The organism is Paenibacillus senegalensis JC66 (genome assembly GCF_000285515.1).
In the GTDB taxonomy this organism is placed as follows: domain Bacteria; phylum Bacillota; class Bacilli; order Paenibacillales; family NBRC-103111; genus Paenibacillus_L; species Paenibacillus_L senegalensis.
The window spans coordinates 164,628-188,958 of record NZ_HE610958.1 but is presented as its reverse complement, the minus strand read 5'-3'; the positions used below and the strand labels follow the sequence as shown (position 1 = coordinate 188,958).

15 protein-coding genes are annotated in these 24,331 nt (G+C 51.5%); 13 read left to right on the top strand and 2 right to left on the bottom strand.

Annotated features, from left to right (window positions below):
- Positions 1-5: 5 nt before the first annotated feature.
- Positions 6-1,421, bottom strand: coding sequence for a Gfo/Idh/MocA family protein (locus PSHG_RS09345; protein ID WP_010272199.1), 1,416 nt, complete (start codon positions 1,419-1,421; stop codon positions 6-8).
- Positions 1,422-2,945: 1,524 nt separating this feature from the next.
- On the opposite strand from PSHG_RS09345, the gene PSHG_RS09340 reads away from it, so the two are divergent.
- From PSHG_RS09340 to PSHG_RS09330, 3 genes are all read left to right on the top strand, one after another.
- Complete coding sequence (locus PSHG_RS09340; RefSeq protein WP_010272198.1) at positions 2,946-3,407, top strand: MarR family winged helix-turn-helix transcriptional regulator; 462 nt, start codon at positions 2,946-2,948, stop codon at positions 3,405-3,407.
- Between the two features lie 248 nt (positions 3,408-3,655).
- A complete protein-coding gene (locus PSHG_RS09335) occupies positions 3,656-4,648 on the top strand; it encodes a ring-cleaving dioxygenase (RefSeq protein ID WP_010272197.1) in 993 nt (330 codons plus the stop codon).
- Positions 4,648-5,256, top strand: a complete 609-nt coding sequence (locus PSHG_RS09330; protein WP_026021273.1) for an alpha/beta hydrolase — start codon at positions 4,648-4,650, stop codon at positions 5,254-5,256. Before PSHG_RS09335 ends, PSHG_RS09330 begins: the two co-directional genes overlap by 1 nt.
- A gap of 169 nt (positions 5,257-5,425) precedes the next feature.
- Here the strand turns inward: PSHG_RS09330 and PSHG_RS09325 are convergent, their stop codons facing one another.
- Entirely contained in the window at positions 5,426-5,932 is a 507-nt protein-coding gene (locus tag PSHG_RS09325; RefSeq protein WP_010272194.1) for a hypothetical protein, read from the bottom strand.
- 187 nt (positions 5,933-6,119) lie between these two features.
- Here PSHG_RS09325 and PSHG_RS30465 point away from each other — a divergent pair, with 187 nt between their 5' ends.
- The 10 genes from PSHG_RS30465 to PSHG_RS09275 all read left to right on the top strand — a co-directional run bounded on the left by PSHG_RS30465 (position 6,120) and on the right by PSHG_RS09275 (position 24,278).
- Positions 6,120-6,302, top strand: a complete 183-nt coding sequence (locus PSHG_RS30465; RefSeq protein ID WP_148497525.1) for a hypothetical protein — start codon at positions 6,120-6,122, stop codon at positions 6,300-6,302.
- Positions 6,303-6,531: 229 nt separating this feature from the next.
- A complete protein-coding gene (locus PSHG_RS09320; RefSeq protein ID WP_010272193.1) occupies positions 6,532-6,906 on the top strand; it encodes a DUF423 domain-containing protein in 375 nt (124 codons plus the stop codon).
- Positions 6,907-7,101: 195 nt separating this feature from the next.
- A complete protein-coding gene (locus PSHG_RS09315; RefSeq protein ID WP_010272192.1) occupies positions 7,102-11,958 on the top strand; it encodes a DEAD/DEAH box helicase in 4,857 nt (1,618 codons plus the stop codon).
- A gap of 136 nt (positions 11,959-12,094) precedes the next feature.
- On the top strand, positions 12,095-12,397 hold the full coding sequence (locus PSHG_RS09310; protein ID WP_010272190.1) for a YunC family protein: 303 nt from the start codon (positions 12,095-12,097) through the stop codon (positions 12,395-12,397).
- Between the two features lie 180 nt (positions 12,398-12,577).
- The gene (gene thyA, locus PSHG_RS09305) at positions 12,578-13,372 is read left to right on the top strand and encodes a thymidylate synthase (protein WP_010272189.1); all 795 of its coding nucleotides are present in this window, start codon (positions 12,578-12,580) and stop codon (positions 13,370-13,372) included.
- Positions 13,373-13,738: 366 nt separating this feature from the next.
- Positions 13,739-14,518: a glucosamine-6-phosphate deaminase gene (locus PSHG_RS09300; protein WP_010272187.1), complete on the top strand. Its 780-nt coding sequence runs from the start codon at positions 13,739-13,741 to the stop codon at positions 14,516-14,518.
- Complete coding sequence (locus PSHG_RS09295) at positions 14,515-15,678, top strand: N-acetylglucosamine-6-phosphate deacetylase (RefSeq protein WP_010272185.1); 1,164 nt, start codon at positions 14,515-14,517, stop codon at positions 15,676-15,678. The genes PSHG_RS09300 and PSHG_RS09295 overlap by 4 nt, the downstream gene beginning before the upstream one ends.
- Before the next feature lie 383 nt (positions 15,679-16,061).
- On the top strand, positions 16,062-21,851 hold the full coding sequence (locus PSHG_RS09290) for an S-layer homology domain-containing protein (RefSeq protein WP_010272182.1): 5,790 nt from the start codon (positions 16,062-16,064) through the stop codon (positions 21,849-21,851).
- Between the two features lie 921 nt (positions 21,852-22,772).
- Positions 22,773-23,354, top strand: a complete 582-nt coding sequence (locus PSHG_RS09280; protein WP_010272174.1) for a DNA-3-methyladenine glycosylase I — start codon at positions 22,773-22,775, stop codon at positions 23,352-23,354.
- Between the two features lie 162 nt (positions 23,355-23,516).
- Positions 23,517-24,278 (top strand): SDR family oxidoreductase, encoded by a 762-nt coding sequence (locus tag PSHG_RS09275; RefSeq protein ID WP_010272172.1) that lies wholly within the window; start codon positions 23,517-23,519, stop codon positions 24,276-24,278.
- The last annotated feature ends 53 nt before the right edge of the window (positions 24,279-24,331 follow it).

Below are 24,331 nucleotides of genomic sequence, written 5' to 3'. Positions count from 1 at the left end.
TGAGATTAGTCCTCCAGCTGCTGAAGCTCATACACCGAATTCTCCAAGCGGGCCTGGTCAGCATGGAAACCGATTAGGTGGCCATAGATGGACGATTCCAGAGAGGTTGCTGAGATCGACGGTTCTCCCCCTTTGAGCATATTCACAAAGTCAGCAGCCAAACGGAGGTCACCTCCGCCATGCATATCGTTAGACACATTCAATTCAATGCGCTCTTCCAGAGGCTCTCTGGCATTGTCGAGATTCGGTTTGCGGATGACAAAATAACCGTCCTCCATTACCCCCTCAATTTCTCCCTTAGTCCCAATCAGATGAATAGAGCGGCACGGCTTGGCTGTTCCGCCGGTGAGAACATGTGTAGCCGTACTTTCATCCTCGAACTCGATAATTACATTCTGATGGTCTGTCACATCGTTGTCGCATCTCCATACGCAGCGGCCATACGGATTTTCCGTTCTCAAGTCTTCCAGCTTAGCTTCGTCATCAGCATCCCGGCTGACGCGGCTGTATTCCCAAATGTAGTCTCCCCACATCTGCTGCTCTACATAAAGTCTTTTTGCCGAATAAGGACACTCTCTTTCAATCTCGCAGTCAACGAGGCAGCGCTTTCCAGAGCCCGCAGGAGCCTGATCTTCCCTAAAATAACTCCGATACCCGAAGCTGCTCACCTTAACAGGGCGGACTCCCGTCTTCATCCATGTAATCAAATCGAGATCATGACAGCTTTTCGCCATCAAGAAGTGAGAGCCGCACTGCTCCTTGCTCCGCCATTTGCCGCGTACAAATGCGGTAGCCATATGGTGGTAGCTAACATTTTCTGTCGTCAGGACCTGTAAAAGGTCTCCGATTACCCCATCGGCCACCTTTTGCCGGACAGCTGCATAGAACGGCGCATATCGCAGAACGTGGCAGATCATGACTTTGCGGCCTAAACGCTTGGCTTCTTCATAGAGTGAGAGCACTTCTTCTTCCGAAATCCCTATCGGCTTTTCCAGCAGTACATCATACCCCGCGCGCAATAAAGGAATCGTCGTTTCGACATGCAGCGCATCCATGGTTCCATTGATGACAGCGTCAGCAATACGCGGACCTTTTACTAAATCGTCTACAGATGCATAGCATTGATCCTCCGAAACAGAAAATTTAGCCGCCGCTGCTTTTCTTCTTTCTTCCAGCGGATCGACAATACCTACAATTTTCAGCTCATCGGGCTGCTGCAAGGCATAGGAGGCATAAATCAAGCTGCGGTGCCCACAACCAACAATTACGGCAGTTACCGGGAGCTTCTTCTGTTGATGGGACCCGGTTTCCATATCGTCAACCCGCTTTCCATTAGCGGCATGATCCTTAGTTTGATGGTCGATGACTGTTGTTTTGGCTACGCTTTCACTTCGTGAATCGGTTCCCCTCGACAGATTCATGAAAGGTCAACTCCTTTTGGTTAATGAAATACTTGCTGCTTGTCCTATAACGGGTCTGCCACCCGAGACATGCTCAAGACTGCCAATGCACTGAACTTTTCATACACTAGCAGTCTAGCACATTCCTCTTGCATATTCGACTCTTTAGTAAACAATTTTACGGAGTATTGGCTTTCATTTATTAAGCTGTACTAACCACATTTAATATTGAACAATCATTTAAGCGGAAACATTCAAAGTGGAACATAACTTTTAAGCGGAAACATTCAAAGTGGAACATAACTTTTAAGCGGAACACAACATTCAAGTAGCATAGAATATTTAAAGAGCAAAACATTAATGTGGCATAGAACATTTTAAGAACAAAACATTCAAGTGGCATAGAACATTTTAAGTGGAACAACAACATTAGTCGAAGGAGTTAAAACCATCAGGAGTTTATGATAGCTCGATCACGACAATTATGAATCTCTTACAGAGGTTAGACCCGACGAGTATGAATCATATAGTTTATGGTCTGCGGGTGAGCATTCCAAGTACTTGCATATCTATCGCATTATCTAATGGTGGAAGTGTAATTACCATGTTATTTAATAAAGTACGCGGTGATAATATATACAAGGATTAACTCACAAAATTTCTGTGAAAAATAAAACTCCCCGCATGATAAAGCAATCTCGGGCAATCGCGTCTCAACCTCTTGACTGTTGTACGATATTTCGTCTAAAACACTGACTGCTGCTCCTTAACCCTGCATTTGTATGCATTTGTACGATTTGTCATACAAATCTTGGGTAATCGCCCTTCAATCCCAGCATTTGTACGATTTTTCATACAAATATTGGGCAATGGCCCTTCAATTCCCTGAATTTGTACGACGTTTCATACAAATCTCCGGTAATCGCCCTTCAGCCGCATGAATTTGTACGACATTTCGTATAAAACGCAGGCTGCGGGCGCGCGAACCCCGCCAACCCCGCCAACCTTGGCTATTTTCATGCTGGAGTTGTGCCTGAGAATTCAATGGCATGACTGTTTTCATAACAAATAAAGCTAAATTTGTATGGCAGGATATACAAGGTTTTATAACGGAGAAGACCTTCTGCCCTTTTCAGAAGCTGATACTCTTAAGCACGATAGAATGATGATCATCCGAAGATTTACATTTTTCATCCTTGCAATTTTATTCGTCAACAGTGCTGAGGCGAAATGTATGCGAATCACCGCATAGAAATGCCGCGAAAGTGTGAAGCCGGCTATGGGATTGAGAACAAATAATAATGGCCTTGCATATTAGTCAGTTTAGGGATATACTAATAAAAATTATTAGTTTATACATAAACTAATAATCCAATCGTTTAAATTTATTGGGGCCCCAAAAATTTATTCGAGCGCAAATAGAAAATCAAGCACAAAAAGGAAATTCTAAAGAGATAAACAAGTTCAGGAAGAAGCAAGTTCTCAAGAGATAGACGAATTCGAATTCTAAGGAAGAGACAAGTCTTAAAAAGGGGCAGAGCTTATATGGAAGAGGATCGGCGAGATAATTTTCAATCAGATATAAAGCCTTTAACCAAGAAAGAGGAGAGGCGCGGGTTGGCTTTGTGGTTTCGCTTGTCCCGCTTTTATAACCAGAGTGTGCGGGAAACGAACCATCACTTGAAGCAATGGGATATGACAGCGGCGCAATTCGATGTGTTGGCCCAGGTTGGAGCGGCTGGCAGGCTCACTCAGCAAGAGCTGGCTGACAAGCTAGTCGTGACGAAAGGAAATATCACTCAGCTTCTAGCCAGGGTAGAGAACCTCGGGTGGATCATTAGGGAACAGAATTGGAAAACTAAGTATGTCTCTTTAAGTGAAACCGGACGTAAGCTGTATCAGCAAGTAGTACCCGTGCAAGAGCAATTTCAAGCGGCGCAGTTCTCCAAACTGACAGAAGACGAACAGAAACAGCTATTGGTTTTGCTTAAAAAGCTGCAATCCTGAACATGTAACAGGCAGCAGGAAAGAAAATATTAACAAACACCCGCGATTACAAGGAAACAATCCTAAATGAAAAAAGCTCAAAGGAAAAAAGCTTAAAGGAAAAAAGCCTAAAGGGAAATAAAGGGAAAAAGTCTAACGGGAAATAAAGGAAAAAACCTAAGGAAAAAGCCTAAGAAAAAAAGCTTAAATGAAAAAAGATTAAAGGAAAAAAGCTTAGGGAAACAATCTGAAAAGGAAGGATGATCATCATGAATGTTACTGGAATTCACCATTTGTCCGCCATGACCGCCAATGCCAAAGGGAATTATGATTTTTACACTAAAGTGTTAGGATTAAGGCTGGTTAAAAAAACCGTCAACCAGGATGATACATCCGTCTACCATCTGTTCTATGGGGATGAGAAAGGAAATCCCGGTACTGAATTAACTTTTTTCGATATTCCCCGGGCCGCTAGAACGTATGAGGGAGTTAACAGTATCTCGGCAACATCTCTCCGGGTGGCCGATGATGAAGCTCTTCGTTACTGGGAAAACAGGCTGAACGAGCATGGAGTTGACGCCGAGCCTATCCGTGAATTTGCCGGCCGCAACGTTATCCTCTTCCGTGATCCCGAGGGACAAAGGCTGGTTCTTGTTTCCGATGAACATAACGAAGGGGTTCCAGGAGGAAAACCATGGGCTCAAAGCCCTGTACCTGTCGAATATGGCATTCTGGGATTAGGCCCGGTTAAGTTGACGGTCCGCAATGCCGAGCCAACAGTTAAAACGTTGGAATTGCTTGGCTTCAGAGAAAAAAACCGCATCGCCCCATTAAAAGAAGGCCAGCCTGACATCATTGTGATGGAGACCGGAGCGGGAGGTTCCGGTGCTGAAGTCCATGTGGAGCCCCGCAGAGATCTGCCTATGGAGAGATTGGGCAAAGGGGGCGTTCATCACGTGGCTTTCCGGGTAAATAATTTGGAGGAGCTTCACGCCTGGATTGATCAGGTTAATCAGGAAAGAATAGCGAACTCCGGCTTCGTGGAAAGGTTTTACTTCCGTTCGCTATATTTTCGCGAGCCCAATGGCATCCTGTTCGAGCTCGCCACTGACGGCCCGGGATTTGCTACGGATGAACCGCTGGAGACACTGGGCGAGTCGCTTTCCCTGCCGCCATATCTTGAGCATCTTCGTGAAAAAATAGAAAGTACGCTGGCCCCTTTGGATACGACTATAACTCGTAAGGAAGGTGAGACGTCTTGATGAAACACCGTTTTGTGCCTGGCAAACGGGAAGGCTCCCCAGTCCTATTAATGCTCCACGGGACAGGAGGCAATGAAGAGGATTTGCTTGGTGTAGGTCAGGCAATCAGTCCTGATAGCGCATTGTTAGGTGTAAGAGGCCAGGAGTTGGAGCAGGGAATGCCCCGCTTCTTCCGCAGGCTGGCTATGGGCGTATTCGATGAAGAAAACCTGTTGTTCCGCACTGCGGAATTAAATGACTACCTTCAGGAAGCGGCTGAGCAGTATGGTGTCGACCGCACCAATATTGTAGCTGTCGGTTACTCCAACGGAGCCAACATTGCAGCAAGTCTGCTGTTTCATCATGCCAATTCGTTAAGAGGGGCCGTACTGTTCCACCCCATGGTGCCGCGGCGCGGCGTAGATTTGCCCTCTTTGCAGGCAGTGCCCGTCTTCATTGGGGCAGGCAGCAATGATCCGCTGTGCCCGCCTCAGGAAACCGAAGAGCTCATCGGGCTTTTGGATGGAGCGGGTGCATCGGTAACCCCCTTCTGGCACCAGGAAGGACACCGCCTCACTCATGACGAAGTGAGGCGAGCAGCTGCCTGGTATGAGCAGAATTTTCAATGAGCTGTACGCAGCAGCTAACAAGACAAAAACCAAGAGCTCAGGGACGGCGAATTGCCGCTCATGGTCTCTTGGTTTTTTGATAGCCTCACATGCTGGCTCCAAAGAACTTTTTTTCAAAACTTTAATAGCAAATGGTTTCCAGAACTTCAAATCTAATTGCTGCCGGATGTTACAGCAAAGCAGGAATAATCATCAGAACAACGAAGCCGACCATCAACCCGCTAAGAACGGTACCAATAACCGAAAATACCTTTTTGCGGTTCTTCTGCACCAGTCCAATAATCCCTAATACCAGTCCGACCAATGCTGCGGCCAGCGATCCCATAAAGCCGAGAATAATAAAGTAAAAACTGGTGGAACTGAACAGCTGCTCCAAGACTTGCTGATCTACTTGACCTGCTGCAGCATTATCAAGGTCGATTACTCCGACAAACTCAGAAGCTATGATTGATATTAAAGCAATAAACAAAGTGATAAAAGAAACCGCTGCAAGGAGAGAAACGATGAAAGATGCGATGCCTGGTCCGGAATGCTTGAGCTGCAAGGGTTCTTCTCTAAAAGGAGCAGGCGGCTCATAAGCGCTCCGGTAAGAGCCGGGCTGCTCGTTGAACGGTGTTTCCTCTCTTCCTTGTTCCTGTGATCTGTCCGAATTCTGATCTTTAAATTGATTGTCCATTATGTTCCACCTCATTTTGACTGCTTTCATTCTTTATTTCTATGCTCTTCGGAAAACGAAATATCTCCAGGAGAGGGATTCCTTGAAATAATGAGCAAACAGCATGCGGCACCTGAATGAAGGAGTCAGAATAATATTGTTAAACTTTTTTTAATACGTTTCTTCAGGCCGGGAGGTTTCCCTCGTCTTGTGGGTTCATTTATACAGATTGGAGCGGATTGAAACGCCGGTAAGCCGTTTAACCAATTATAAACGATTGCTGCTGCAGGACTGGAGTCACGTACCCTCAACCAAGACTATTCTAACCATTACCGTTAGGAAAATCCAGTATCTATCTAAAAAACTTGCCATTCAAAAACGCCCTGGCTAACAGGTGAGTGAAAATGTAGTGGTTCCAAGGGGGAAAGAAGCAAGCGTTAGGGGGAATCCAGGCTGCAGGAGAGAAGCCAATAGAAGCCAATAGAAGCCAACCCTTTTTTAATTGCAGCATCAGATGGGGGCGATTTAGCGATCCCTGGGGAGATATGGTATGATGCAGCTTAGAAGACAAGCTGATGCTATGAACCACAATATTGGCACGATAAGGGGAGATAGGATTCATGCAAAAACAGTTTATGGTCTCGGGCAGCCTGCTGGCTCTGCTGGCTGTAGCTTTGGGAGCGTTTGGAGCCCATGGGTTGGCGGATCGTTTGGACGAATATAGTCTGGGTATTTATGAAACAGGAGTTCGCTATCATATGTATCATGCCCTTGGAATTTTGCTGATTGCAGCCTTTGCGCCGCGCTTTCCGCAATCCCGTACCCTGCTGTGGGCAGGCAGGCTGCTTATTTTGGGTATTGTTATTTTTTCGGGAAGCTTATATGTGCTCAGCCTCACGGGTATATCCAAGCTCGGCATGATTACGCCAATTGGCGGAGTACTATTCATTGCAGGCTGGCTGCTTATTGCTGGAACCGCCTGGAAAATGAAATAGCCTCCCGTTATGCAGTACTCCTGCGGGCAAGCGTCAGCAGTTAAAGCAATTGCCAGCAGATAAGTCATTTCTAGTTTCAGTTCCAATTCCAGTTCCGTAATCCACTGCCGTATCTGCTGTCCAGCAAGCGGAAATTAGTGAAGGCATCTCCGCCCGGGCAGTTTGTAACATCTGCAGCTATAGGAGTGAGAAAGAATGAGCGAGGCGCTTTCCCGTTTTCATCCCGTATTGGCAGAATGGTTTCGCAATACATTTGGACAGCCAACGGGTGTCCAGCTTAAAGCTTGGGAGGCAATTAACGAGGGCTCCCATACCTTGATCGCATCCCCGACCGGTTCGGGGAAAACTCTTGCCGCTCTGCTGCCTTGCCTGAACCGGCTAGTTGCCGGCAAGCTGGCATCGAAAACGAATTGGCGTGCAGGCGTACGGCTATTGTATATAACTCCGCTTAAAGCTTTGAACAATGATATTCATGAGCATATCACGGCTTTTGTTGCTGAAATGAACCGGCAGGCCAAAAGTTCGGGGTTTACCCAAGCTGGAACCAAGCTCTCCGAGAGTTGGCCGGAGCTCTCTTCAGCAGTAAGGACCGGGGACACGAGTCAGAGTACGCGTGCTTCCATGCTCAGACAGCCTCCGGATTTGTTGATTACGACACCGGAATCGCTGTACCTGCTGCTCACCTCCGTCAAAGGCCGGGACATGCTGAAAACGGTCGAGCAGGTCATTGTGGATGAAATCCATGATTTGGCCCAGGATAAGCGCGGCGCCCATTTGTCCCTTACCCTGGAACGGCTGGTGGAATGGACAGGCAGGAACGTCCAGCGGATCGGAGTCTCTGCCACGCAAAAACCGTTAGAACGGGTAGCCCGCTTTTTAGGAGGCTGGGAACCAGCAAAGCCTAGGGTTGTTGGCAGCAGCGAGCTGGTCTTGTCTGACCGCTTCGATGAAGGCATTGATGTATGCCAAGGCGGAGACGTTACTCGAGGCGGGGACGTCACTCGAGGCGGAGACGTCACTCGAGGCGGAGACGTTACTCGAGGCGGAGACGTCACTCGAGACGCAGGCGTCACTCGAGGCGGAGACGTCACTCGAGGCGGAGACGTCACTCGAGGCGGAGACGTCACTCGAGACTCAGACGCCAGCCGAGGCACTAACGCCTCTCTTTGTGAGCGTCCCGTACATATCATTGAGCATACAATGGACAAGCAGTACGATGTGCAAGTGACCATGCCGGAACGCCTGCTGCCGGCACAAGATCAGGAAACGGTTTGGACTGCCCTGCTGAACCGTTTAGTGCAGGTGATGGGCGATGCGCGTACGACGATCGTCTTTGTGAACAGCCGCAGGCTATGTGAGCGCTTGACGCTTCGCATCAACGATCACTTCGGCGGCGAGGTGGCGCGCTCCCATCACGGCAGCGTCTCGCGCGAGAAGCGGCTCGAGGTCGAGCGGCAGCTCAAGCAGGGCGAGCTGCGCTGCCTGGTGGCGACGTCCTCGCTGGAGCTCGGCATCGATGTCGGGCACGTCGATCTGGTGATTCAGATCGACAGCCCGAAGGCGGCCGCTGCGGGCATTCAGCGCATGGGCCGCGCGGGGCACTCCGTCGGCGGCATCAGCCGCGGCGTCATCATCGCGCGCAGCCGCAGCGAGCTGCCGGAAGCTGCTGTGCTTGCCCGCCAGATTGCCGCTCGCGACATCGAGGAAATCCGCATTCCGCGGAATTCCCTCGATGTGCTCTCCCAGCAGATTACGGCCATGGTGGCCGTGGATGACTGGGAGGAGGAGCGGCTGTTCGGCGTGCTTACGCGCAGCGACAGCTTCCGCACACTGCCGCGCGAGCGCTACCGCAGCCTGCTCGAGGTGCTCGCCGGGCTGTACCCGTTCGCGCAGCCGCTCATCGCGTGGGACCGTGCGGAGCAGCTTTTGCGGCGTCGCGCGAACACCCCCATGGCTGCGATCATGGGGGCCGGCACCATTCCTCATAGCAGCAACTACCCCGTGCACCATGCGGAAACCCGGCAATTTCTCGGGGAGCTTGATGAGGAATTCGTATTTGAAAGCCGGGTAGGGGATGTATTTCAATTGGGGACGAGCTCCTGGTCAATCCGTTCGATCCGCCAGGATCGCATCTATGTGACGGAGGCGGACAATGCTTTCAGCATGATACCGTTCTGGAAGGCGCAGCCGCTGGCAAGAAGCCTTGAGCTTGGCAAGCTTATCGGATCCCTCACTGCCGAACTGGAACGCCAATTAGCGGAGCCACCGCCACACAAGCTGCTGCAGGAACGGCTGATGCGGGATTACCGGATGGACCGCCAGGCGGCCGAGGAATTAATCGCCTGGTTACGCAGCCAGCAAGCCAGCTCCCCGCTGCCCACGGACAAGCGCATCGTCGTCGAGCACTTTGTCGATGACGCCCTCCATCATCACGTTATTGTCCACTCCTGGTTCGGCCGCCGCGTTCACTATACGTGGCAGCTGGCTATCGAGGCCGCGCTGCGCGAGGTCACTTCGCAGCGGTATTACGCGACTGCGCTGGACAACGGCATCGAATTTATATTCAAGCGTTGGCAGCCGGAATGGCTCCAATACTTCGGTCCGCTGCCTGAGGACAAGCTGGAGGAACGGCTGTGGAAGGCTTTGCCGGGATCGCCCTTGCTCGGCATCACCTTCCGCCGGCTGGCAGAAACGTCTTTGCTGCTCTCCAAAGGCTTTCAACGAACGCCGGCCTGGAAGAAAAGAATGCGCAGCGAGGCACTGCTGAGCGAAGCTCTGCCTTACAAGGACAAATTTCCTTTTTTGCAGGAGGCAATGAGGGAGTGCATAGAGGACTCTCTCGACTTGCCCGCGCTTAAGGAAATTCACCATAGCCTAGCTAGCGGCCAGATGGAGTGGGTCCTGACGGAAAATCGTTTTCCTTCTCCGATGGCGGCCCAATATGTGTATGATTTTGTCAATGTAGCCATGTATGAATCCGATGTGCTTAAGCAGGATTTGCAGGTTCAGCTCATGGATATCAGTAAAGAGCTGGCTGACCGCTACTTCGGCAGGGGAAGCGTTACGAAGCTCATCCCTGAACAGCAGCTGCAGCAGGAACGGGACCGCTTGGAGCTGGGAGCCCGCCGTCCGGGGAAGGCGAGCGAGCTGTACCGCTGGTTCAAGGAGCACGGCGACCGGAACGCCAGAGAATTGCAAGCTTTGGCGGAGGCGGAGCTGCCTCTAGGGGTAATAAAAGCCGAAGGCGATACCTATGCCGAGAGCGAAGACTATACCGCAAGCGATGCAGCACAGATTTTGGATGGCACCCCGGCCAGGCCGCCTCAGTCTGTGGCGGAGCAGGGGGAAGGCCAGCTGTTGGCGGCACAGCCGGCCAGGCTGGGAGAAGAGACGGTTCAAGCATGGCTTGACGAGCTGCAGCAGAAGGGCTGGATTACCGAGCTGCGGATTGCAGGCGAGCGCCGCTGGATTTGCGCTGATGAGCATCCATGGTACATGGAATTGCAGAACGCGAGCAGGCCGGACGAACGGCCGTCCCGTGAATTATCGGCTACGGCCCGGCAACTGATTCTTAAGCGGTATATAGACCACCAGCTGTCTTTTACGTTGGAAACGATACAATCCCGTTACAGAATCAGCTCCGCGGAAGCTCAGCAGATCATGCAGGAATGGATTAATGAGGGCGTCATTGAACCGGCGCCATTCGCTGATCCTCAGGAGGAAGATCTGTGGATTAGCAGCAAGATAGCCAAACGGCTTATCCGCTTTTCCATTCGCGAATACCGCCAGGCTATGAAGCCTGTTTCTGCGGAACGGTACCTTCAACTGCTGATGAGAAACCAGCGGGTGGCGCAGGGGCAGGAACCTGATGCCGGAAGCGGCAGTCCCTCCGACTCTTTGCGTGAGGCTATTGAAGCTTTACAGGGCATGTACCTGCCTTTGTCGATATGGGAATCGTATGTTTTTCCCGCGCGGGTACCCCACTATCGCAAAGACCTTCTGGACGAGCTTGCTGCGAGCGGAGAAATCGTGTGGCTGGCCCGCAAAGAGCCTGCTGAAAAGGAAGGAAGGGTCGCGTTTTTTCTAGCCGAGTCGGAAGCCCTGTACCGTCCGCTAACCAATCGGCCGGATACAGGGACACAGCATCCCGAGCTGCTGGCACGGCTCCGCTCCATGGGAGCGAGCTTCCTCACCCGGCTGAGCCGGGAAACCGGGGAACCGCCGTCCGTGCTTGCCGAAAAGCTTAATGATTTGATGTGGGAAGGACGGATTGCTAATGACCAGCTAACCCCGCTGCGGCAGCACGGCAAGCCCTCCCGGCAGCCCACGGGGCGTATGGCCGCGGCCAAGCTCGCTGCGCAAGCGAGAAGCGGAACGGGAAGGTGGTATGCCTGGGATGAGCGGCAGACGGAGAGCGTGCAGGAAGCTGCCGATTCCTCCCTTGCCTGGGCCCGCCTGCTGCTGTCCCAATATATTCTCGTGACCAAAGAAACAGCCAAGGATTGTCCCTACACCTGGGATACCCTCTCCGCGATATACCGCCGCATGGAAGAGAGAGGAAACGTCACCAGGGGCCAGTTTGTGGAAGGAATGTCACCTGTTCAGTTCGTGGACAGGCAGCTTGCGGAGCAGTTTCGCCAATCCCCGGTAAAGATCGCTCCTATGCTGCTGTCTGCGGTAGATCCGGCCAACCCTTACGGTCTTAGCGTTCCTTGGCCGGAACATGATCATGCCAGTTTTGCCCGCAAGCCAGGTAATTTCCTTGTGATAAAGGATGGGGAGTGGATCATCTGGATGGAGGGCTACGGAAAGAAATGGACGATGATTGGCGATGCCGACTCATCCGGCGAAGTGTTGAATGATCCGGAAACGGCCCGCCATCTGCAAGAAATGTTAAAAGAGCTCCTCCGTCAGAGCGGACGCAAAAAGCTGGTCATTGAGCACTGGAACGGCAAGCCGATAGAAGAACAAGCAGTGGTGAACTGGCTTCTGCAAACAGGAGCAGAGAGGGACCAGCACAAATTCGTGCTATGGCCCAGCTCATTTCGTTGACCCGCCTAAGGCCCTTTCCTGCATTTCTTCATATGCTGTATAAGGCACTAACCAGAGCTCCTGCTGGCTGCCATGCCGGCAGGAGAAAAAGGAGCATTTTCTAATCAATCCTGAGGAGAAGGGATGAGGGGAAGATATGATGCTGGTCAAGCCGATTGAAATCGCAGGAAAGGCAGCTACCGCAGTGGAAGTCAAGCTGCCTAAGACTACCTTGCTGGTCGTAACGACAGACAAAGGCTATATTATGTGCGGTGCCCTGGACGTCCAACTGCTCAATGACAAGCTAAGCGACCGGAAAATAATTGCCGGCCGGGCAGTGGGAGTTAAGACGCTGGAACAGCTGCTGGATGCTCCTCTGGAATCGGTCACTTTGGAAGCGGAAGCATTAGGCATCACCAAAGGAATGAAAGGCAGCGACGCTATTCTGCGAATGATGTAAAACGGCGATAATGATATTCGGAATAACCTTGCGCTCCGCTCTGGAGACGGCAAGGTTATTTCGCGTAGCAGTATGCTATAATAGATTCAATATAACCATTTCTAACAAATGGGTGAAAATAACCATCCTTTCCGGCGGAAATGAATAGCCGGTTACAGGAAGGCTAGTTGAGGTGTCAGCATGAAAGCTTATTTGGATCTATTACAAGATGTTTTGGATAATGGGGCAGCTAAGGAGGACAGGACCGGAACCGGGACGATCTCTGTATTTGGCCGCCAGATGAGATTAGATTTGCGGGAGGGCTTCCCTCTGCTTACGACAAAAAAGATGCATGTGAAGTCAATCATTCACGAGCTGCTTTGGTTTTTAAGCGGAGAAACCAATATCCGTTATTTGCAGGAGCATGACGTTTCGATTTGGGATGAGTGGGCTGATGAAGAGGGGAATTTGGGAAGAGTGTATGGAGCCCAGTGGCGGACCTGGCTTGGACCGGATGGACAAGTCGTGGATCAGATTGCGGGATTGATCGAGCAAATCCGCCGCAATCCGGATTCGCGCAGGCATTTGGTCAGCGCCTGGAATCCTGCTGAAGTAGAAGGCATGGCTTTGCCGCCTTGTCATTATGCCTTCCAGTTCTACGCAGCTAACGGCGAGCTATCCTGCATGTTCCACATGAGATCAGTCGATACGTTTTTGGGCCTGCCCTTTAATCTGGCCTCGTATGCGCTTCTGACTCATATGGTTGCACAGCAATGTGATCTCCAAGTGAGGGACTTGATCTGGACCGGCGGCGACGTGCACATCTACTCCAACCATTTGGAGCAAGTTGAGCGTCAGCTGTCCCGTGAGCCTTACCCGCTGCCGCAGCTGCAGATCAAGCGCAAGCCTGATTCTATCTTCGATTACCGGTATGAAGATTTCGAAATCATCGGCTACCAGCACCACAAGGGGATCAAAGCTCCGATTGCGGTCTAAGTGCGCCTGCGTATTCCTGCGCACCCTTAAAAGCTCGCACAAAGCAGAAGCAGGAGCTGTGAAAGCCAAGCTCCTGCTTTTCTGCAATGCAAGCCTGTTCCACTGATAATAGTGGTTATGGCCTTGCAGCTATTTTTAGACATAATAAAGTAACCAGTCTGATACATGCTCTTGGGATATGTTATTGTGTTCGTGCCCTTTATCCCCCATAATAAAAGCAGATACAGACAGTCAAGGCATGCTACACAGCCGCCTGGGGAAGTTCAGGGTTGGAAAGGAAACCGATCTTTGGCTTTCATTTTCAATAGGGGGAGGCAGTAGAGAGTCCTTGCTTGGTCCATTTCAAACGGAGAGGAGCTTTAATCAATGAGCACAGACATTCAGCCAATTGTGACAGAATTGAAAGACAAGCTTAAGGTTCGGGTCTATAACAGCCGGGACGACATGGGTAGAGCAGCAGCGGCGAATACGGCAGCGCGGATGAAGCAGCTGCTGAAGGAGAAGGACAGAATTCGTATGGTCTTTGCTGCCGCTCCTTCACAGAATGAGTTTTTGCAGGCATTGACGGAGGATCAACAATTAGACTGGTCCCGGGTCACCGCTTTTCATATGGATGAATATATCGGACTGCCCGAGGATGCGCCGCAGCGCTTCAGCCAGTTCTTGAAGGAGAAGCTGTTTGATAAGGTCAATCCCGGAGAGCTTCACTTGATTCAGAGCAGCAACGGGGCCGAAGAAGAGTGCCGCCGTTACACAGAGCTGTTAAACGAAGCCCCCATAGACATTGTATGCCTCGGTATTGGCGAGAACGGACATATCGCCTTCAACGACCCTCCGGTGGCCAACTTTGAGGATCCCGAGGTAATGAAGCCGGTTGAGCTGGATGATGCCTGCCGCAGGCAGCAGGTCAATGACGGCTGTTTCCCAAGCTTTGATGATGTGCCGACTCATGCGCTGACGTTGACGATCCCGACTATGCTGTCAGCCAGTCATTTGTTCTGTATCGTGCCTGGCGCAGCTAAACGCGAGGCGGTTATGCACACGTTAAACGGCCCGATAACTACGCAATGCCCGGCATCTATTTTGCGTACACACCCGGACTGCACCCTGTACCTCGATCCCGATTCCTATGGTGATGTCTCATGACTGTCGCGGGCAAGATTGAAGGGCGCCATTATCGCACAGGCCAGCCGGTCACTGTGTGGTTGGAGAACGGAAGGATCAGCCGAATCTGCCACAACGAGTCATTCCCGGAAGATCTGCCCTGGATTGCGCCAGGAATGGTCGATTTACAGATCAACGGTTACTGCGGGATTGATTTCAATACGCTTCCTTTAACAGAGGAAGCGGTGCATGAAGTGACCCGCAGCATTGCTGCGCTTGGTGTCACTTCGTATTACCCTACCGTAATCACGAACAGCGGGGAAGAGATTGAGAAGCTTGTTGGTGTCATTGCATCGGCTTGTTCTAATGATCCTTTTACTGACAGCTGTATCGCCGGCATTCACGTTGAGGGGCCATTCATCTCCCCGCTTGACGGAGCGCGTGGAGCGCATAATGCCAGCTTCGTAACAGCACCTGATCTGGAGTGGGTAGAACGCTGGCAAAAATCTGCGAACGGCAAGATCCGCATTATTACGATGTCCCCGGAATGGGATAATGCTGCTGAATTCATACGTTCCTGTGTACAGATGGGAATCATCGTATCCATTGGCCATACAGCGGCATCCGCCGAACAGATTCGAGAGGCGGTAGCTGCCGGTGCAACTATGTGCACTCATTTAGGCAACGGTGCCGCCCAGATGATTCCGCGGCATCCTAATTTTCTGTGGGAGCAGCTGGCTTGTGACGAGCTGTTCCCCTGCGCGATCGCAGACGGATTTCATTTGCCGGAATCCGTACTTAAGGTGTTCTTAAAAGTGAAGCCGCAGGAATTAATGATCGTCAGCGATGCAGTTTATTTGAGCGGAATGGAGCCGGGACGTTATGAAACTCATATCGGGGGCTCTGTTGTGCTGACCCCTGAGGGCCGGCTGCACATCGCAGATAACCCTCAGACGCTGGCCGGTTCCGCACAAATGCTCCCGTTCAATATTGAGCATCTGGTGAGGACCGGATTATGCGAGGCCAGCCTCGCCTGGGAGATGGCTTCGACCCGCCCGTCTGCCTTCATGGGGCTGGAGACTGCTCCCGGCTTAAAGGAAAACGCACCGGCCGATCTGGTCGTCTATAAGTGGAACGGGGATCTGCTTGATATTCAGCAAGTATACAAGGACGGAAGCCAGGTTCTTGATCAGCATGGGTAAACAATTTTCGTGAAGTCTGCATAATCGAGGTTCATACGCGATTTATACCAATTTTTAAACTTGCACAGCGGCTCGGAATTTCCGGGCCGCCTTTCTTTTCGAGTCCATAAAAACAGGAGGCAATTGGTTAATCACGATTATGGACTATAAATCTTAAATAATGATAGCGCCTCTATTAAGACTGGATAGGGAATAAGAAAACTTCTATATAGGCGCGAATCCCCGGTTTCATTTAAAGTGAAAATTGGATAATTGCACCACATTGTAAAGGAGGGACATTTTACTAAAACCTGCAGAAGAATCAGAAATGGTTATTTTTGATAGCGCTTTCTAATCTTGTAGGATCATCAGAACATGACCGCAATTAGAGGGAGGAACTGACCTTGAAACGATGGATTATGTTGTTGTTGTGCGGGGTATTGCTTTCCGGCCTAGCGCCTATGGGGGGGCTTGCTGCTTCCGCTCAAAGCAGTACAAATCTGCTTACTAATGGAGGGTTTGAGGTTACGGAGACGAGGTCCGGCTGGAAGGACAACGTAGCGCCTGCTGCTACGGACAGCTGGCGGGCAAGTGGCTCTCCGGTTTTTGCCGTTGATACGGAGGTGGCGCGAAGCGGCAGCCATTCTGCGAGCGTTGAAGCAGAGTCTCCGAGCCGCGGAGCGGTGATTGTAGAAACTCGTGCTATCGAAATTGGCGCCACTTACCGAATTAGCGGATGGATGAAAACAGATAACGTAAGCGGCAAAGCTCTCGTAAGAGTTCAGGCTGGACGAACTGGCGGCAATATTCTGATTAATATAGTGGAAAAGAGAGGGACGAACGACTGGACTTATTTTGAACGGGTACTTACAATTCCAGATAACGCTGCATCCCCTCCGTGGCTAAAAATTGAGGCTTTCCTGGAAAATTCAAGCGGGAAGGTATGGTTTGATGATTTTGCCGTGGAAGAATATGTCGAGCTGGAGGGAATAGCTCTGGAGGATACTCATATGGAGCTGGACTCTGGTGCGGAGGCGGTTTTAACTCCCCAGCTGACCCCTGCCAACGCTACTAATCAGCAGGTTCAATGGGAATCTTCGGCGCCGCATGTAGTCGAGGTGTCCGGCACGGGGCAGCTCCGGGCTCTGAAAGAGGGATACTCGATTATCACGGTAACTGCCAAGGAAAACGGACTGACGGCCGCCACTGTAGTCAGTGTTGATGCCAGGGAGAGCTTGGCTGTAGTCTCGTTAAACGAAATGGTTCAGCAGAATGGCGGGCTGTCAGGACAGCTGATAGCTAATGATGCACAGGGGGCACCAATTGTATTCAGCAAAGTGATGGATCCCCTGCACGGCACGGCCAACGTTCGTTCCGACGGAACATTCACCTACTATCCCGATAGAGGGTACAGCGGCAAGGATCGTTTCGTATTTATTGCGGACGCAGGGAACGGCGGACCGAGGACGGGAGTAGTTGAGCTGGAGGTGGTACCTGCCGCTGAGGCGCCTGAGCTCGATCTTGTATGGCACACTACTCCGAAAAATCAGTCTTATTCCGGGAAAATAGAAAGCGTTCTCATGCCGGAGCCTGAGAAGGTGCTATGGACCCGCTTGACGGAACCGCGATATGGTCAGGCCACTGTGGAGGCGGACGGCTCCTTCACCTATACACCGAACGCAGGCTATATCGGTTATGACGAATTCCGTGTAGCCGCTTCTACAGCAGAAGGGCAAGTGACCGAAGATGTTGTCAAAATTTATGCGGCTCCAATTGCGGGTGATTTTGTTGACAAGTTTGCGCAAGAGGTTGAAGAAGGCAGTCACCCCCGGCTCCTGGCGACTGCGGATGATTTTGCATATATAAGGGGTTTAATTGGAACGGATCCTTATGTAACGGAATGGTATGATTTGTTAAGGCAGAGGGCTGATCCGGTTTTGAACACGCTCCCGCTGCCCTATGCTCCCAACGGCTCGAATTACTCGGTTATCCGCAGCAGGCTGGTCCCGGCTGCATTGATGTATCAATTAAGCGGTGAAACGAAATACGCCGAGAGGGTCGTTCTGGAGCTTGAGGCGCTCTCGGAGTATCCTGACTGGGGAGATCGACATAACAATATGCTTCCTATGGCGGAATTGACCTTCGCTGTAGCTCTTGCCTACGATTGGGTTTATGAATATATGTCGCCTGCACAGCGGAGTATGGCGGCCGATGCAATTGCGGATAAAGCTCTGGCGGTTGCCTTGGACTGGTACAATGGCGAGTTTAGACATAACGGAGAATATAACAATATTAACCTGGTAGACAATGGAAGTTTTGCTGTAGCAGCACTTGCGGTCCTCGATGAGCGTGGTCCTGTACAAGAGTCGGCATCCCGGGTTTTGCAAGGAGCCTATCACAAATTGCAGCAAGCGCTGAGACACTATACGCCTGACGGCACTTGGCCGGAAGGGCCGGCTTACTGGCATTATGGCGGGCAATATTTGACCTATATGATGGCTGCAATGAACAATGTGCTGAAAACCGATTACGGCCTCTCCAGTATGCCGGGTATCAGAGAGTCGGGTGCATTCCCGGTTTATTTGCTGGGTGAAGGAGGCTTCTTCAACTTCTACGATGGCGGGATCACGATGGCCCAGCCGGAATCGATGTGGTTTGCCAGCTTTTTCGACCAGCCTGAATTGGCCTGGCATTTGGGAGACCTGTACAGGCGTAAAGGAGTATTTGATCCTTTATATCTAGTATTATACCGTCCTGGAATGTTTGATGTGCCGCCGACAGAATTGGACCGGACTTTCTCCGGGATTGAGGCTATCTCGATGAGAAGTGCCTGGAACGATCCGAATGCTTTGTTCGTTTCTATGAAAGGCTTCAACGAAACTCTGCTGAGCCATCACGATCTGGATTCGGGCAGCTTTGTGATGGATGCGCTTGGCGTCAGATGGGCGCTTGATGTCGGTAATGAGAGTTACAGTCTGCCCGGATTCTGGGATTATAACAGGAACCGTTGGCAGTACTATAGAAAAACGGCAGAAGGTCACAATACGCTGGTCATCAATCCGCAAAAGAATCCTGTTCTTCAGCAGGACCATAAGGCCAAGGCTTTATTGGAAAAGAGTGAATTCAAGCCGCGCGGCGGCTACGGAATTCTGGATATGACAGACCGCTATCCGGCTGATGCAGTGAGCCTGAAGCGTGGGCTCATGCTGACAGGAGACCGCAAGGAGCTGATCCTTCAAGATGAAATGGTGCTGAAATCGCCTTCTGAAATCTACTGGTTTATGCATACTACAGCTGATATTGAAATTATCGGGAATGGACAGGCAGCTATTTTGCGTGAGAAGGACAAGCAGCTTTATGTAAAATTGCTGGAGGCGCCAACAGGAGCGTCTTTCTCAGCAATGGATGCGGTTCCGCTTCCCAGCTCTCCTAACCCTCCGGGTCAGTCGGTGAACTACGGTGTGAAGAAGCTCGCTGTGCATATGACAGATGTGGAAGCGGGTACTCTTTCCGTCTGGATGGTGCCGCTTAACGGTCATGAACCGCTTCCTTCACATGCTCCTGCTGTCCATCCTTTAACGGATTGGACGATTCCGGACGGTGAGCTTCCCGAAACGCCAGCACCGCCTCTGCTGGACTCGCTGACAGTTAATGGCGTGCTTGTCGATGGTTTTGACCCGCAGCGAACATTCTACGAGGTGGCCCTGCCGTTCGATGAGCTGGAATTGCCTGTTGTGGACGCGCACTCCCGCTATCCGGTGACAATCATCCCGGCAACAGGCATTCCCGGTCGGGCTTTCGTGGACGTAACCGATCCGCGCGATCCTGCGGCGGTTAACCGGTATACGGTTTCTTTCCGCACTGGACCGATTATCGGTGACCTTCCGGAAGTGAACAGGCTGCCAGTAGCTGCGGTTACGGCAAGCGCTGTTCCGGAGGCTGCCCAGGGCAACACCCCGGATAAGACGCTGGATGGGAATCTGGATACGCGCTGGTCAGCCGATGGGGAGCAATGGATCCAGTATGATCTAGGCGCTTCGACAGAAGTCGGCGCCGTATCCATCGCAATTTTCAATGGGAACAGCAGGACCCAATATTTCGATATCCATGTCTCCCAGGATGGCAGCGAATGGACAACGGTATACCCGGATGGTATCAGCTCTGGTCTAACGGTCCAGCCTGAATTATATCCGTTTGCTCCGATAACCGCCCGCTATATCCGGATTAACGGCTATGGCAACTCGGCAACGAATTGGAATAGCATAACCGAGACCGGTATATTCCGGCCAAGCCCGTTATCTATCCGTCTAACGGTGCCACAATTCTGGAAGGCAGGCGATCAGCTCCCTCTTACTTCCCGCTGGCATTACTCGGATGGACGAACGGAAGAAGCTAGCGGAACCGTATATGCAAGCGATAACCCGTCTGTGCTGGAGATAGATCATCAAGGAATCGGCCGGGCCAAACAACCGGGAGAAGCCACCCTAACAGTTACGGATTCCGTCTATGGACTGCAGCGCTCAATGGCCATAACCGTTACAGAGGGAGAGCCTAGCTCGCTGGTCATTCACGGCAGTCCGCACATGATCCAGGGAGGAAGTCAGCAGCTGCGGGCTGAGCTGCTTTATCCGGATGGATCAAAGGAAGCGGTTAGTGACGCTAGGTATGAGAGCAGTGCGCCTCATATTGTTGCGGTTACCGATTCAGGGACAGCTTTTGCTAGGAATGCAGGAGAAGCAATCATTACGGTTACGGAAGCTGTTTATCCGATGGAGTCCGAATTCCGGATTCAGGTAACGGCCAAACCGGGCGGTCCGGGAGAAGGGCCTGAGGAGCCCGGGGAAGGACCAGGCGGTCCGGGAGAAGGGCCTGAGGAGCCCGGGGAAGAGCCAGGCGGTCCGGGAGAAGGGCCTGAGGAGCCCGGGGAAGAGCCAGGCGGTCCGGGAGAAGGGCCTGAGGAGCCCGGGGAAGGACCAGGCGGTCCGGGAGAAGGGCCGGAGAAGCCCGGAGCAGTGCCGGGGCAGGGCAGACCATCTTTCGGAGGCCCAATAGCAGCACCTGACAAAACAGTGGAGGAAGGAACGTTAGTCATAACCTCAGACCAACTGACTATACAGAACAAGCGGTTCGAAATCGACCTGGAAGGAATTCACCGTGTAGAGTGGACGGCCGATGCGGTCCGGAAGCTGGATAGGGAGGCCATTATTTGGCTTCGTTCTGCACATTTCCAGTTGAAGCTTACGGGAGGACTGCTGCACGATCAGCTCGATGAGCTTGAGCTCGGGGATCAGGACCGGGCCCGGATCATTTTCTCCTACTTACCCGTAGAGCAGGAGCTGCTAGATAGATGGCTGTCCCTTGCTGAGCAGGTTCATCAAGTCCGTCTTAAGCCTCAGGGAGATTTTATAGAGCTTAAGCTTGAGGCGGTGAGCGAGAACGGTACAGCTGTAAGTCTGCCTTGGTTTACAGAGCCGGTATACCTGCTCTGGTCTCCGGATGTGACCGCTTATTCCCCGCTCCTCGGCTTTTACCGTCTGGATGACGGCGGTCAGCTGGAATACGCGGCAGGTAAATTCAATTCGAGCCAGAATATGTGGGAAACCGAGCTGCACCGCTTTTCCTATTACGGATGGCTGGTTTATGAGAAAACGTATCTAGACGTGCCTGCCGCTCACTGGGCTAACAGCGCCATTACACGGCTATCGGCAAAACATGTGGTGGAAGGCACAGGGGCAGGAAGGTTCGAACCGAAGAGGGCGATGAACCGTGCCGAATTTACCGCTTTGTTAACCCGGGCTTTTCAGTTAGATGGTGCTGTGCCTAATGGCTTTGAAGATGTGAGTGCGGGGGATTGGTTTGCCCCTTATGTGGCTGCCGCTCAAGCAGCGGGGCTTGTAACCGGAATGACTGACACGGAATTCAGACCCTATGATCCCCTTACCCGGGAACAGGCTGCCGCCCTGGCAGTAAGAACTTATCGCTGGTATGGGGTGGAAGCCGACTCAGAGGAACCGCAAGCTTTCCGGGACGAGGATGCTATCTCTGCATGGGCAAAGCCTTATGTAAAGGAAGCCGCTCAGCTGGGTATCATGCATGGCAAGTCGGGCGGAATCTTTGATCCGTCAGAAATATTGACCCGGGCGGAAGGTGCGCAGCTGGTGAGCAATTTGCTGGATGCCAGCAGGGGCTTTTAATCGCATTCCGGCTGCAGCCGTTTCCAGCCGTGCAGGGAGCTTTCATTCCCAACAGCCCGACGCAGTGGTCAACCTCACTCCTCAATACAAAGCCGGATCTAAGTCGTAACCTGATTTTTGCTATACAACAAAAACGGGGCGTCCAGTCGTCAGTTTTCACTGACTGGACAGCCCCTTTTTTACTGTGTATTTAAAGAGCAGAGATTACATTATCTAAAAAAAATTCGCTCGGGCCCCGCTGTAGCGGCGATTGTATGCGGTTTTTCTGTGAAAATAAAATACCCCGCATGATAAGCAATTTCGTGTAATCGCATCTCAATCACATGATTTGTACGACATTTCGTCTGAAACACTGGCTGCAGCTCCTTAATAAAGCCCTGCATTTGTACGATTTGTCATACAAATCTCGGGCAATCGCACCTCAATCTCCTGCATTTGTACGATTTGTCATACAAATCTTGGGTAATCGCCCTCCAATCCCCTGTCATTGTACGATGTTTCATATAAATCTCCGGTAATCGCACTTCAACCCCATGAATTTGTACGACATTTCGTACAAAACGCAGGCCATAAGCTCGCGCAGCCCGCGAACCCCGCGAACCTTGGCTATTTTCATGCTGGAGTTAACCTTGAAGGCATTCGTACAAAGATTCTCGGCTATAGAGCCCGTTGAAGGCTTTGACCTGGAGAGCAATCTCGCAACCTCCGCCTTGGGGCAATCCCTCGTTTACCTGCCGGTAAGAACGCGGTGATTACGGCGGACTTCTCATTTTTCGAAAGATGTAGCTTTTTAAGCTGATCACCCTGGGCACAATAGTGTATTATGATAACGGACTAGAGGTCAAAAGCCGGTATGAGTCGGGGGAGTGTGCAAAGCACCTCGATCTGGTGAAATGAGTAAACAGAAAAGGAGGCGGATGAATGACAGATCATCTACCGCGTTGCGGGTGGGTAACCGACAGTCCGCTGTATATCCGTTATCATGATGAAGAGTGGGGAGTGCCGGTGCATGACGACCGGAAGCTGTTTGAATTTTTGACGTTGGAAAGCGCCCAGGCTGGCTTGAGTTGGTATACTATTTTGCGAAAACGCGATCATTACCGCGAAGCCTTCGAGGGGTTCGACCCGGAAAAAGTAGCCCGTTTCGATGACCGGAAGCTCCAGGAACTGATGGCCAACGAAGGCATAGTGCGCAACAGGCGAAAGCTGGAGGCCGCTGTCCAGAACGCCGCTGCGTTTTTGAAAATACAGGAGGAGTTCGGCAGCTTTGACGCTTATATTTGGAGGTTTGTGGACGGCAGGCCGGTCCGGAACCGGTGGCAGGAATTGAAGGACGTGCCCGCCTCAACCCCGATATCCGATAAGCTGAGCAAAGATTTGAAGAAGAGGGGATTTGCATTCGTGGGCCCGACGATCTGTTATGCCCATATGCAGGCAACCGGGATGGTGCAGGATCATCTCGTCAGCTGCTTTCGCCACGAGGAGATCGCTTCCTTATATTGAATCAAGGCGCCTTGCTCTCCGGCTGTCAAATGAATAGCGAAGCAAATGGCGGTTCTCGAATTTCCCTTCACCGGATTGTCATTTGACAAGGCATAGTCAGACTTTTATAATTTAATTGAACAACTGTCTAATAAAATGATGTAAATCCGAGGAGGGATCGTTATGCGTTTGGATGGAAAAGTAGCGGTCGTTACAGGCGCGGCATCGGGCATGGGCAAGGCGATTGCTGAGCTGTACGCGAAAGAGGGAGCCAAAGTCGTCGTTGCCGATTTGAACATCGAGGGCGCGGAAGCGGTTGCCGGGGGAATCAAGGCGAGTGGCGGCGAAGCGGTAGCGGTACAAACGAACATTGCGAAGCTGGAAGATATTCACGCTATGATCGATAAAGCTGTTAGCGAATTCGGAACACTCGACATTCTCGTGAACAATGCCGGTATGATGGACAATATGGCGCCGGTTGGCGATGTCAGCGACGAGAAATGGGATCTGATTTTCGATGTGAACACGAAAGGCGTTATGCGCGCGATTCGCAAAGCGATCCCGATCTTCCTCGATAAAGGAAAAGGTGTTATTGTCAATACAGCCTCAACGGGCGGGTTTAGCGGCGCACATGCAGGCGCAGCCTATACGGCGTCGAAGCATGCCGTTATCGGGATTACGAAAAACACCGGCTTCATGTACGCGCAAAAAGGCATCCGCTGCAATGCGATCGCTCCCGGCGCTACGATGACGAACATTACTGCAGGGACGACGGATTGGAATGAATTCGGGGCATCGCGGACGAAAGTGACGCAAGGCGTTATTCCGCGAGTAGGACAGCCTGAGGAAATTGCGCAAGTTGCGCTGTTCCTGGCTTCTGATGAATCGAGCTTTGTCAACGGTGCAGTCGTTGCCGCGGATGCAGGCTGGACAGCAGGCTTTTGACGCTGGGCAGACTCTGGAAAAAAAGAACCTAATTTCATCTATATAAGGTTTGC